This is a genomic window from Kluyvera sp. Awk 3, from assembly GCF_028069715.1.
GTDB lineage: Bacteria > Pseudomonadota > Gammaproteobacteria > Enterobacterales > Enterobacteriaceae > Kluyvera > Kluyvera georgiana_A.
This window is the reverse complement of the sequence record NZ_JANEWH010000136.1, coordinates 1-11,673: the sequence shown is the minus strand read 5'-3', so window position 1 is coordinate 11,673 and position 11,673 is coordinate 1. Positions and strand designations below refer to the sequence as shown.

12 protein-coding genes, 1 pseudogene and 1 other annotated feature are annotated in these 11,673 nt (G+C 55.0%); of the genes and pseudogenes, 4 read left to right on the top strand and 9 right to left on the bottom strand.

What is annotated here, in order from left to right; translation table 11 throughout:
* A pseudogene (locus tag NNN71_RS20570) lies at window positions 1–262 on the top strand (hypothetical protein); the annotation flags it as partial.
* Window positions 263–439: 177 nt separating this feature from the next.
* Window positions 440–1,606: a UDP-glucose 6-dehydrogenase gene (gene ugd / locus NNN71_RS20565; RefSeq protein ID WP_271459232.1), complete on the top strand. Its 1,167-nt coding sequence runs from the start codon at window positions 440–442 to the stop codon at window positions 1,604–1,606.
* Window positions 1,607–1,662: 56 nt separating this feature from the next.
* Here the strand turns inward: ugd and hisIE are convergent, their stop codons facing one another.
* The 9 genes from hisIE to hisL form a co-directional block, all read right to left on the bottom strand.
* The gene (hisIE, locus tag NNN71_RS20560) at window positions 1,663–2,262 is read right to left on the bottom strand and encodes a bifunctional phosphoribosyl-AMP cyclohydrolase/phosphoribosyl-ATP diphosphatase HisIE (protein WP_271459231.1); all 600 of its coding nucleotides are present in this window, start codon (window positions 2,260–2,262) and stop codon (window positions 1,663–1,665) included.
* On the bottom strand, window positions 2,256–3,032 hold the full coding sequence (gene hisF / locus NNN71_RS20555; protein WP_001575887.1) for an imidazole glycerol phosphate synthase subunit HisF: 777 nt from the start codon (window positions 3,030–3,032) through the stop codon (window positions 2,256–2,258). The genes hisIE and hisF overlap by 7 nt, the downstream gene beginning before the upstream one ends.
* Window positions 3,014–3,751, bottom strand: coding sequence for a 1-(5-phosphoribosyl)-5-[(5-phosphoribosylamino)methylideneamino]imidazole-4-carboxamide isomerase (gene hisA, locus NNN71_RS20550; RefSeq protein WP_271459230.1), 738 nt, complete (start codon window positions 3,749–3,751; stop codon window positions 3,014–3,016). The genes hisF and hisA overlap by 19 nt, the downstream gene beginning before the upstream one ends.
* A complete protein-coding gene (hisH, locus tag NNN71_RS20545) occupies window positions 3,751–4,341 on the bottom strand; it encodes an imidazole glycerol phosphate synthase subunit HisH (RefSeq protein WP_271459229.1) in 591 nt (196 codons plus the stop codon). Before hisH ends, hisA begins: the two co-directional genes overlap by 1 nt.
* Window positions 4,341–5,408, bottom strand: coding sequence for a bifunctional histidinol-phosphatase/imidazoleglycerol-phosphate dehydratase HisB (hisB, locus tag NNN71_RS20540; protein ID WP_271459228.1), 1,068 nt, complete (start codon window positions 5,406–5,408; stop codon window positions 4,341–4,343). Before hisB ends, hisH begins: the two co-directional genes overlap by 1 nt.
* Entirely contained in the window at window positions 5,405–6,466 is a 1,062-nt protein-coding gene (hisC, locus tag NNN71_RS20535; RefSeq protein WP_171890393.1) for a histidinol-phosphate transaminase, read from the bottom strand. The genes hisB and hisC overlap by 4 nt, the downstream gene beginning before the upstream one ends.
* On the bottom strand, window positions 6,463–7,767 hold the full coding sequence (gene hisD / locus NNN71_RS20530; RefSeq protein ID WP_167575491.1) for a histidinol dehydrogenase: 1,305 nt from the start codon (window positions 7,765–7,767) through the stop codon (window positions 6,463–6,465). Before hisD ends, hisC begins: the two co-directional genes overlap by 4 nt.
* Before the next feature lie 5 nt (window positions 7,768–7,772).
* Entirely contained in the window at window positions 7,773–8,672 is a 900-nt protein-coding gene (hisG, locus tag NNN71_RS20525) for an ATP phosphoribosyltransferase (RefSeq protein WP_001575878.1), read from the bottom strand.
* Window positions 8,673–8,706: 34 nt separating this feature from the next.
* Window positions 8,707–8,828: a sequence feature (His leader region), on the bottom strand.
* The gene (gene hisL / locus NNN71_RS20520; protein WP_071594744.1) at window positions 8,804–8,854 is read right to left on the bottom strand and encodes a his operon leader peptide; all 51 of its coding nucleotides are present in this window, start codon (window positions 8,852–8,854) and stop codon (window positions 8,804–8,806) included. Its footprint overlaps the feature before it by 25 nt.
* 178 nt (window positions 8,855–9,032) lie before the next feature.
* On the opposite strand from hisL, the gene NNN71_RS20515 reads away from it, so the two are divergent.
* Both NNN71_RS20515 and plaP read left to right on the top strand, forming a co-directional pair.
* Window positions 9,033–9,854 (top strand): SDR family oxidoreductase, encoded by an 822-nt coding sequence (locus NNN71_RS20515; protein WP_115203819.1) that lies wholly within the window; start codon window positions 9,033–9,035, stop codon window positions 9,852–9,854.
* A gap of 347 nt (window positions 9,855–10,201) precedes the next feature.
* The gene (gene plaP, locus NNN71_RS20510) at window positions 10,202–11,560 is read left to right on the top strand and encodes a putrescine/proton symporter PlaP (protein WP_001575875.1); all 1,359 of its coding nucleotides are present in this window, start codon (window positions 10,202–10,204) and stop codon (window positions 11,558–11,560) included.
* The last annotated feature ends 113 nt before the right edge of the window (window positions 11,561–11,673 follow it).

Genomic DNA, 11,673 nt, shown 5'->3' with positions numbered 1-11,673 from the left:
CCCTTATTTATATTTCCCATGGGTTTATTTGGCCATGGCATTTTTATTGACCCTTTTAACCAAAGTTTTGCCAAGTGCTTTAAGATATTTTAATATTACTCTTGGTCTTCTTGTCTTTTCATTTGCAATGCCTCATGTATTTATTGCCCCAGCTGCTGATTTCAGATATCTCCATTTTTCAGTGGCTTGTACAGTTATTCAGATAGGCATGTTTTTAGGGTTTATGTTCTCTATTCTATTTAAGAAGTGGACACGGCATTAAACTTGAAACTTGTAACTTTGCAGTGTTTTTTACAAAGTGTTGATGAGTTTAATCTTAAAAACAAAATGTAATTCAATGTATCATTGACGTTTTTTTTTTAAAGTGTATACATATTAAGCTTATCAGCTAATAAATATTTTATCGTTATTACAAATCAACGTATAGAAGCAATCATTGATGAAAATAACTATCTCAGGAACAGGTTACGTCGGCCTGTCGAACGGCATTCTGATCGCCCAGCACCACGAAGTGGTGGCCCTGGATATCGTTCAGGCCAAGGTCGACATGCTGAATCAGAAACAGTCGCCGATCGTCGACAAAGAGATCGAAGAGTATCTGGCGACCAAACCGCTGAATTTCCGTGCGACCACTGATAAACGCGATGCTTATCGCGATGCAGACTATGTGATCATCGCCACCCCGACCGATTACGATCCCAAAACGAACTATTTCAATACGTCCAGCGTTGAGTCTGTTATCCGTGACGTCGTTGAAATCAACCCCAACGCGGTGATGGTTATCAAATCTACCATTCCGGTAGGCTTTACCAATTCGATTAAAGAAAAACTGGGTATCGACAATATTTTCTTCTCACCGGAATTCCTGCGCGAAGGCCGTGCGCTGTACGACAACCTGCATCCGTCGCGTATCGTCATCGGCGAACGTTCTGAGCGCGCCGAGCGTTTTGCCGCGCTGCTGCAGGAAGGGGCAGTGAAGAAGGATATCCCGACGCTGTTCACCGACTCGACCGAAGCCGAAGCTATCAAGCTATTTGCGAACACCTACCTCGCGATGCGCGTGGCTTATTTCAACGAGCTGGATAGCTATGCGGAAAGCCTGGGCCTGAACTCCCGCCAGATTATTGAAGGTGTGTGCCTGGACCCGCGCATCGGTAATCACTATAACAATCCATCTTTTGGTTATGGTGGATATTGCCTCCCGAAAGATACTAAACAACTGCTGGCAAATTATGCGTCTGTGCCAAATAACATCGTCGGTGCGATTGTTGACGCTAACCGTACCCGCAAGGATTTTATTGCCGATTCCATCCTGGGTCGCAAACCTAAAGTGGTTGGGGTATATCGCCTCGTCATGAAGTCAGGATCCGACAATTTCCGCGCATCTTCGATTCAAGGGATTATGAAACGAATCAAAGCGAAAGGCATTCCAGTGATTGTGTATGAACCTGCGATGAAAGAAGATGAATTCTTTAATTCCCGCGTTGTACGCGATTTGGATGCATTTAAGCAAGAAGCGGATGTCATCATTTCTAACCGGATGGCGGAAGAATTGGCTGATGTGAAAGAGAAGGTGTATACCCGCGATCTGTTTGGTAATGATTGACAGGTTCGTGCAGCAATAATAAAGCCCGGTGTTATCGCCGGGCTTAAATTTATCCGTTACTTATGCCGTTCCCGCAAATTCTCAATCACCGCCGTCAAATCCAGCTCCTGATCCTGCAATAGCACCAGCAGGTGATACATCAAATCCGACGCCTCATTCTTCAGCTCAAACTTATCGTGCACCGTGGCGGCCAGCGCGGTTTCCACGCCTTCTTCACCCACTTTCTGCGCGATACGCTTGGTGCCGCTGGCGTACAGCTTAGCGGTGTACGAACTTGCCGGGTCAGCGTTTTTACGCTCGGCCAGCAGCTGCTCAAGCTGATACAGGAACAGCCACTGGTGGCTGGTGTCGCCGAAGCAGCTTGAGGTGCCTTTATGGCAGGTCGGGCCAATCGGATTGACCAGGATCAATAGGGTGTCGTTGTCGCAGTCTGGTGCGATGCTTACCACATTGAGGAAGTGGCCGGAGGTTTCACCCTTGGTCCACAGGCGCTGTTTGGTGCGCGAGAAAAAGGTCACTTTGCCCGTTTCCTGCGTTTTGGCCAGCGCTTCCTCGTTCATATAGCCCAGCATCAGCACTTCACCGGATACCGCGTGTTGGATAACGGCGGGCATCAGTCCGTCGGTTTTTTGCCAGTCCAGTTGTTCAGTTAACATACCCGAATCTCCACGCCCTGCGTTGCCAGGTACGCTTTTAGTTCACCAATATTAATAATCTGTTTGTGGAATACCGAGGCTGCCAGCGCGCCGTCAACATCGGCATCACGGAACGCTTCGAGGAAGTGTTCCATGGTCCCCGCACCACCAGAGGCGATCAGCGGTACGCGGCAAACGTCGCGCACTTTTTTCAACTGCTCCAGGTCGTAGCCGTTACGCACGCCGTCCTGGTTCATCATATTGAGGACGATCTCGCCCGCGCCGCGTTTCTGCACTTCCTGCACCCAGTCCAGCGTTTCCCATTGGGTCACGCGGGTGCGGCTTTCATCGCCGGTGTATTGATTGACGTGATATTTGCCGGTGTCAGCGTCATACCAGGTATCAATACCCACCACGATGCACTGCACGCCGAAGCGGTCCGCCAGACGGGTGATCAGCTCCGGGTCGGCTAACGCCGGGGAGTTGATGGAAATTTTATCGGCACCGAAGGAGAGAATGCGCGCCGCATCGTCAATGGACTTAATGCCGCCCGCTACGCAGAACGGAATATCAATCACTTCGGCAACACGGGAAACCCAGCTTTTATCAACCACGCGGCCATCGCTGGAGGCGGTGATATCGTAGAACACCAGTTCATCCGCGCCTTCGTCAGCGTAGCGTTTGGCCAGCGGGACGATATCGCCGATGATCTCGTGATTGCGGAACTGCACGCCCTTAACAACCTGACCATCACGCACATCAAGACAAGGAATTATCCGTTTTGCCAGCATTGGATGGCCTCCGTTACGTTGAATTTACCTTCCAGCAGCGCGCGGCCGACAATCACGCCGCGCACGCCGGTGCCGCATAGGGCGGCGATATCGTTAAGATCGCCAATGCCGCCGGAGGACTGGAACGCCACCTGCGGATAGCGGGCGCAGACCTCTTCATACAGCGAAACGTTGGAGCCTGCCAGCGTGCCGTCGCGGGAAATATCGGTGCACAGCACGTGCTGAAGCCCCACGGGCAGATAGGTCTCAACCAGCTCTTCCAGCGTGACGCCAGAGTTCTCCTGCCAGCCGCTCACCGCCACCTGTTTGGCGCCGTTATCATCGATGCGCACGTCCAGCGCTAGCACCAGATGCTCAGCGCCAAAGCGCTGGAACCAGCCTTTCACCACTTCCGGCGATTTCACCGCCGTTGAGCCGACCACCACGCGCGCCACACCCGCGTCCAGCAGTGCCGCGACGTCATCTTCGGTGCGCACGCCGCCGCCAACCTGTACCGGCACGTTCACGCCGGCGACCAGGGTTTTCAGCAGCGGAATCTGGCGCTGTGCCGGGTCTTTCGCGCCGGTTAAATCAACCAGGTGCAGCACTTCGGCACCCTGAGCCGCGTAGTCCTGTAAACGGGGAAGCGGATCGGTGCCGTAGTCGCGCTGCTGTCCGTAATCACCCTGATGCAGGCGGACCACGGTGCCGTTAATCAAATCTAAAGCCGGAATGATCATTACATCTCCAGGAAGTTTTTCAGCAGCTGTGCGCCTGCAGCGCCGGAGCGTTCGGGGTGAAACTGCACGCCGTAAAAGTTATCTTTCTGTACTGCGGCGGTAAACGCTTCACCGTAGTGGCATTGCGCGATGGTGTATTCATTGACCGGCATCGCGTAGCTGTGAACGAAGTAAAAATACGCGCCGTCCTCAATGCCGCGGAACAGACGGTCGCCCGCCTTCGGATAGACGCGGTTCCAGCCCATGTGTGGCAGCGGTAAGCCGTGGTCGGTCATTTTCGGCACGTCCTGGTCAATAATTCCCAGCAGGTCGACGCCGTTTGTTTCTTCACTGCGGCGTCCCAGCAGCTGCATGCCGAGGCAGATGCCCAGCACCGGCTGGGTGCAGGCTTTAATCAGCTCGACCAGGTCGCGCTCGTGAATCTGAACCATCGCCGCCTGCGCGGTGCCCACGCCCGGCAGAAACAGTTTGTCAGCGCGCAGCACCACATCCGGGTCACGACTAACCACCGGCTCGTAGCCGTGACGGGCAATCGCCGCTTTCACCGAATTGAGGTTGGCGCAGCCGGTATCAAGGACAACCACATTCATCACAGCACTCCTTTTGAGGAGGGAAGGGCATTGCCGTCCACGCGGATCGCCTGGCGCAGCGTGCGGCCAAAGACTTTAAACAGGCTCTCCACACGGTGGTGATCGTTTTTGCCTTTGGTTTTCAGGTGCAGGGTGACGCCCATGGCATACGAGAGCGAGCGGAAGAAGTGCTCGATCATCTCGGTGCTCAGGTCGCCTACGCGCTGATAGGTAAACTCGGCTTTGTATTCGAGGTGCGGACGGCCGGAAATATCCAGCGCACAGCGGGCCAGGCATTCGTCCATCGGCAGCACGAAGCCGAAACGGTTAATGCCGCGCTTATCGCCCAGCGCGACTTTCAGCGCTTCGCCCAGCGCCAGGCCGGTATCTTCCACCGTGTGGTGATCGTCAATATAGAGGTCGCCTTTCACCGTAATGTTCATACGGAAACCGCCGTGGGTGGCGATCTGGTCCAGCATGTGGTCGAAGAAACCAACGCCGGTGTTAATTTTGCTGCCGCCTTCGCGATCCAGCCACACTTCGACATCAATCTGCGTTTCGCGGGTGTTGCGCTCAATGTGGGCGTAGCGGTCGCGGCAGGTCAACTGCTCGCCAATCGCCGCCCAGTTAAGCGTTTCGCGGTTGTAGCGCAGGCCGGTGATGCCCATATTGTTGGCCAGTTCGACGTCGGTGGCGCGGTCGCCAATCACGTAGCTGTTGGCAGCGTCCATCACACCATCCGCCAGCCAGGCGGTGACCATCTGCGTTTTCGGCTTGCGGCATTCGCAGTTGTCGGCGGGCAGGTGCGGGCAAATGAGCACATCGTCAAACACCACGCCCTGCGAGGTAAAGATCTGCATCATCAGGTTGTGCGGGCCGTCGAAATCCGCCTGCGGGAAGCTGTCGGTGCCCAGCCCGTCCTGGTTGGTGATCATCACCAGCTTAAAACCCGCTTTTTGCAGCTTCAGCAGTTCGGGAATGGCGTCCGGCTCGAAGGCCAGTTTATCGAAACGGTCTACCTGATAGTCGCTCGGCGGTTCGGAAATCAGGGTGCCATCGCGATCGATAAAGAGAAACTTCTGGGTCATACGGTCTCCGCTTTCAAAGCGTCAATCACGCGCTGACTCTCTGCACGAGTGCCGATAGTGATGCGCAAACAGCCGCTTAAAGAAGGTTGTTTATTCTGGTCACGTAAGATAATGCCTTGATCCCATAAAGATTTAAATACGCTGCTTGAGGCTTTAATACGAGCCAGTACGTAGTTGGTCTCGGAATCAAATACCTGCTCGACGCAGTCGATGGTGCGCAGCGCATCCACCAGGTACTGACGTTCATTGAGGATTTGCGCGACGCGTTCGCGCATGGCGGCGATTCCCTGCGCGCTAAGCGCCTGGGCCGCAATATCGGCAACCGGGGTCGAGAGCGGGTACGGCGCAATCACCTTCATTAATAGCGCGATCACCTCTTCATTCGCCAGCGTAAATCCGCAGCGCAGCCCCGCTAGCGCAAAGGCTTTGGACAGCGTGCGCAGAATTACCAGATGCGGGTACTCGGCCAGCCAGCCGGCCAGCGTGGCCTGCGGGCAGAACTCAATATAGGCCTCATCGGCGACAACCAGCGCTTTGTCACGGGTCATCTCCAGCAGCGTACGGAAATCCTGCGGGTTGATAATCTGCCCGGTTGGGTTGTTCGGGCTGCATACGTAAACCACTTTCACGTTGGCCAGACTGTCAGCAATCGCCGGCAGATCCAGCTGCCAGTCGGCTTTGGTCGGCACGGTGCGGCATTCGACGCCGATGGTCTCAGCGCTGACGCTGTACATACCGTAGGTCGGCGGGCAGAACAGCACCGCATCGCGGCCCGGTTCGCAAAACGCGCGTACCAGCAGTTCAATGCCTTCATCCGCGCCGCGGCTAACCAGTACCTGTTCCGGTTTCACGCCCGCATAGGCAGCGTAGTTTTCAATCACCGCTTTTGGCTGGCATTCCGGGTAGCGGTTCAGCGTTTGCTGGCTGAGTTCGAACGGCACCGCCGTCGGATATTCGTTGGCGTTCAGCCAGACGTCGCCTTTACCGCCAAGGCGGCGCGCCGACTGATACGGGGTCAGGGCGCGAACGTTGTCGCGGGCTAACTGTTCAATGCTCATGCTTGCTCCTTCAGGGCGTTCACGCGCAGGGTAACGGCATTTTTGTGGGCGGTCAGCAGCTCGGCGGCGGCCAGCGTTTCAATGGTGGCGGCAATGGCCGAGAACCCGTCACGGGATAATTCCTGAACGGTCATCCGTTTCTGGAAATCCGCCAGTCCCAGGCTGGAACAGGTGGATGTGTAACCGTAGGTCGGCAGCACGTGGTTGGTGCCGGAGGCGTAGTCGCCAGCCGATTCCGGCGACCAGTCGCCGAGGAATACCGAACCGGCGCTGGTGATCTCATCAACCAGTTCACGCGCGTTGCGGGTCTGAATAATCAGGTGTTCCGGGCCGTAGGCGTTGGAGATCGCCACGCACTGCGCCAGATCGTTGGCCACAATCAGGCGGCTGGCAGAGAGGGCCTGACGCGCGGTATCGGCGCGGGACAGCTCGGCAAGCTGGCGTTCTACGGCCTCGGCCACGCCTTCGGCAAGTTTCGCGTCTGGCGTCAGCAGAATCACCTGTGAGTCCGGGCCGTGCTCGGCCTGAGAGAGCAGGTCGGAGGCGACAAAGTCCGGCGTGGCGCCGCTATCGGCGATGACCAGTACTTCAGACGGGCCTGCTGGCATGTCGATGGCCGCGCCGTCGAGACGCTGGCTGACCTGGCGTTTCGCTTCTGTGACGTACGCATTGCCTGGCCCGAAGATTTTATCCACCTTCGGAATAGACTCGGTGCCCAGCGCCAGCGCGGCAATGGCCTGCGCGCCGCCGACGTTAAATACCTCTTTGACGCCGCACAGCTGCGCCGCATACAGAATCTCATCGGCAATCGGCGGCGGCGAGCACAGCACCACTTTTTTACAGCCGGCGATGCGTGCCGGGGTGGCCAGCATTAATACGGTGGAGAACAGCGGCGCTGAACCACCCGGAATATAAAGCCCCACGGAGGCGATCGGGCGGGTGACCTGCTGGCAGCGTACGCCCGGTTGAGTTTCGATATCCACCGGCGGCAGAATCTGCGCGGTGTGGAAGGTATCGATGTTGCGCACCGCAGCCTGCATCGCCTGCTTCAGTTCGTCGCTCAGACGGCCTGCGGCCTGCTGAATTTCTTCCTCAGTCACGCGCAGCGCGCCAACCTCGGTTTTATCAAACTTCGCGCTGTATTCACGCAGCGCTTTATCGCCGTTATTTTTAACGTTTTCCAGAATTTCGGCCACCGTACGGGTGATGCTGTCGGAAGCGGAAATGGCCGGGCGCATTAACAGCGCCTGTTGTTCTTCGGGGCTACAGCGGTTCCAGTCAATCAGGGTATTGAAGCTCATGGCGCTTACTCCATCATCTTCTCAATCGGCAGTACCAGAATCGAGCTGGCACCCAGGGACTTCAGTTTTTCCATGGTTTCCCAGAACAGGGTTTCGCTGCTGACCATGTGCATCGCCACGCGCTGCTGGTCGCCTGCCAGCGGCAGAATGGTTGGGCGCTCGGCGCCAGGCAGCAGGGCAATCACTTCTTCCAGGCGTTCGGTTGGCGCGTGCATCATGATGTATTTCGATTCGCGCGCCTGAATCACGCCCTGAATACGGGTTAACAGACGGTCAATCAACTGCTGCTTGGCGTCGCTCATCTCGCCGTCGCGTTGAATCAGGCAGGCTTTAGAGCGGAACATCACTTCTACTTCACGCAGGCCGTTGGCTTCCAGCGTCGCGCCGGTTGATACCAGGTCGCAGATGGCGTCGGCCAGACCGGCACGCGGGGCCACTTCAACAGAGCCGTTCAGCAGGCAGGATTTAAAGCTGATGCCTTTCTGGTCGAGATAACGTTTGAGCAGGTGCGGGTAAGAGGTGGCAATACGTTTGCCGTCGAGCGCAGCCGGGCCGTTCCAGGCTTCATCCGCCGGGGTCGCCAGCGACAGACGGCAGCCGCCGAAGTCCAGACGACGCAGGGTAAAGTAGCGCGGGTCTTCGCCTTGTGCGCGGCGGCTCAGCAGCTCTTCTTCCAGAACGTTTTCACCGATAATGCCGAGATCGACCACGCCATCCATAATCAGCCCCGGAATATCGTCATCGCGAACGCGCAGGATATCGATCGGCATGTTCTCCGCCATCGCGATCAGGCGCTGGGTGTGGAGATTGATTTTGATACCACAACGGGCCAGTAATTCGCGTGAATCATCGCTCAGGCGGCCTGATTTCTGAATAGCTATGCGTAAACGGCTGTTATCTAACATTCTGTATTCCTCATTACCCTGCTGAATTTGGTTCAAAAAAAAGCCCCCGGAAGATGATCTTCCGGGGGCTCTCTTGCGTTCATGCACCACTGGAAGATCTGAATGTCTCCCAGCACACATCGCCTGAAAGACTAGTCAGGATGATGGTGATGATGGTGGTGTTTAAATTGAACGCGGCTCATAAATTTCTCGTTGAATGACTATTCACTTGATGTCTTTTAACCTAAACCACTTTTGTCGTTGAGCGCAAGCGCTTTTTTCATTCATTAAATCAATTCATGTTACCACTATAAATTGTCAGTTTTCTCGCTGTGGCGTAGCCTTATGAGAGGAGTGCAGGATGAACCAGGAGATAGCGCAATGAAGAAGGTGGCAATTGTCGGTTTAGGGTGGCTGGGTATGCCGCTGGCGCTGTCGTTGATGGCGCGCGGCTGGCAGGTAACGGGCAGTAAAACGACAGAGGATGGCGTGGAAGCCGCACGGATGTGCGGGATTGATAGCTATCCGTTGCGGCTCGATCCGCAGCTGGTCTGTGAGGCTGATGACCTTGATGCCTTAATGAATGTTGACGCGCTGGTCATTACGCTCCCCGCGCGCCGTAGCGGCCCGGGCGAAGATTTCTATCATCAGGCGGTGCAGGAGATTGTGGACTCCGCGCTGGCACACCAGATTCCGCGCATTATCTTTACCAGCTCCACTTCGGTCTACGGTAAAGAAGAAGGGCTGGTAAAAGAGAGCACACCGCGTGAACCGGTTACCGCTAGCGGCAGAGTATTAAAAGAGCTGGAAGACTGGCTTCATCAATTGCCGGGGACGTCGGTGGATATTCTGCGTCTGGCGGGGCTGGTGGGGCCGGATCGGCATCCGGGACGTTTCTTCGCGGGCAAATCCGCGCCGGATGGGCAGCACGGCGTGAATCTCGTCCATCTGGAAGATGTTGTCTCTGCTATTACGCTTTTATTACAGGCGCCGAAGGGTGGACACATCTATAACATTTGTGCGCCGTTGCATCCCGCTCGCGGTATTTTCTATCCGCAAATGGCGCGTGAGCTGGGGTTAGCGGTTCCGAGCTTTAGCGACAGCGGTAATGGAAAAGGCAAAATCATCGACGGTAATCTCATTTGCCGCGAGCTCGGCTTTGAGTATCAGTATCCTGACCCGTTACGTATGCCGATGGAATAATCGCCTCTGTTTTAGCAAATAGTGCTATTGATGAGATTTATGATTCGGGAGTTGCTGAATTATCAGTCGTTTAGACGAGAAGACGTGCTGATTATGCTCTCAGCGGCTTGTCTTTTTGCTACCGTTTGGGGCAAAATATGTCGAATGTAAAAAATTGAGATTAACCGACGTGCTTGCCGCGTCGGTTATTTTTTTTACATCAAAACAACCATCAAATTAAAGAGGCCGGGCTTCGTACCGGATAGATACTTACTTAAAAAACGACAGTCGTTGTCGCTGAGGAAACAGAAAAAAAATGGGGCAATTTTTCAATTTTGCGCCGGCCATCGCCGTAATGGAGACTGACCGTGTCGCATAACGTTACTCCAAACACCTCTCGCGTGGAATTACGTAAAACGCTTACGCTTATTCCGGTTGTTATGATGGGCCTGGCCTATATGCAGCCGATGACGCTGTTTGATACGTTCGGTATCGTATCTGGCATGACCGATGGTCACGTGCCAACAGCTTATGCCTTCGCTCTGGTGGCGATTCTGTTCACCGCGCTGAGCTACGGTAAGCTGGTGCGCCGTTATCCTTCGGCGGGCTCTGCCTACACTTATGCCCAGAAATCCATCAGCCCGACCGTTGGCTTTATGGTGGGTTGGTCTTCGCTGCTCGATTATCTGTTCGCGCCGATGATCAACATTCTGCTGGCAAAAATCTATTTCGAAGCGCTGGTGCCGTCGATACCGTCATGGGTATTCGTGATTGCACTGGTTGCCTTTATGACCGCCTTTAACCTGCGCAGCATCAAATCTGTCGCCAACTTTAACACCGTGATCGTGGTGTTCCAGGTGGTACTGATTGCCGTGATCCTGGGTATGGTGATTTATGGCGTGGCGCACGGCGAAGGTGCCGGTACGCTGGCAAGCAACCGTCCGTTCTGGTCGGGTGATGCGCACGTGATCCCTATGATTACCGGGGCCACGATTCTGTGCTTCTCCTTTACCGGCTTTGACGGTATCAGCAACCTGTCTGAAGAAACCAAAGACGCTGAGCGTGTGATTCCGCGTGCAATCTTCCTGACGGCGCTGATTGGTGGCCTGATCTTTATCTTCTCCACCTATTTCCTGCAGCTCTACTTCCCGGATATCTCTCGCTTCAAAGATCCGGACGCCTCACAGCCTGAAATCATGCTGTACGTGGCGGGTAAAGCCTTCCAGGTTGGCGCGCTGATCTTCTCCACCATTACCGTGCTGGCTTCCGGTATGGCGGCGCATGCGGGTGTGGCGCGTCTGATGTACGTGATGGGTCGTGATGGCGTGTTCCCGAAAAGCTTCTTCGGCTATGTGCATCCAACCTGGCGTACCCCGGCGATGAACATCATCCTGGTTGGCGCGATTGCGCTGCTGGCGATTAACTTCGACCTGGTGATGGCAACGGCGCTGATTAACTTTGGTGCGCTGGTGGCGTTCACCTTCGTGAACCTGTCCGTTATCTCTCAGTTCTGGATCCGTGAGAAGCGTAATAAGACGCTGAAAGATCACTTCCAGTACCTGTTCCTGCCAATCTGTGGCGCGCTGACCGTTGGCGCACTGTGGGTGAACCTGGAAGAGAGCTCTATGGTTCTGGGCCTGATCTGGGCCGGTATCGGTCTGATCTACCTGGCCTGTGTGACCAAAAGCTTCCGCAACCCGGTTCCGCAGTACGAAGATGTTGCATAACTGAATTTAAAAACGATGGTTGCAAAACCGGAGGTCTGGGCCTCCGGTTTTTTTTTGTCTTACGTTTGTGGAGTGATTAAAAAATCAATATTAATAACCGTCGGGAATAATAT

Bases quoted from the DNA above. Each gene is read 5' to 3' on its own strand.
- NNN71_RS20515 (WP_115203819.1), top strand. From the start codon at position 9,033: ATGAAGAAGGTGGCAATTGTCGGTTTAGGGTGGCTGGGTATGCCGCTG.
- hisB (WP_271459228.1), bottom strand. From the start codon at position 5,408: ATGACCCAGAAGTTTCTCTTTATCGATCGCGATGGCACCCTGATTTCC.
- ugd (WP_271459232.1), top strand. From the start codon at position 440: ATGAAAATAACTATCTCAGGAACAGGTTACGTCGGCCTGTCGAACGGC.
- hisIE (WP_271459231.1), bottom strand. From the start codon at position 2,262: ATGTTAACTGAACAACTGGACTGGCAAAAAACCGACGGACTGATGCCC.
- hisD (WP_167575491.1), bottom strand. From the start codon at position 7,767: ATGAGCTTCAATACCCTGATTGACTGGAACCGCTGTAGCCCCGAAGAA.
- hisG (WP_001575878.1), bottom strand. From the start codon at position 8,672: ATGTTAGATAACAGCCGTTTACGCATAGCTATTCAGAAATCAGGCCGC.
- hisA (WP_271459230.1), bottom strand. From the start codon at position 3,751: ATGATCATTCCGGCTTTAGATTTGATTAACGGCACCGTGGTCCGCCTG.
- hisH (WP_271459229.1), bottom strand. From the start codon at position 4,341: ATGAATGTGGTTGTCCTTGATACCGGCTGCGCCAACCTCAATTCGGTG.
- hisC (WP_171890393.1), bottom strand. From the start codon at position 6,466: ATGAGCATTGAACAGTTAGCCCGCGACAACGTTCGCGCCCTGACCCCG.
- hisF (WP_001575887.1), bottom strand. From the start codon at position 3,032: ATGCTGGCAAAACGGATAATTCCTTGTCTTGATGTGCGTGATGGTCAG.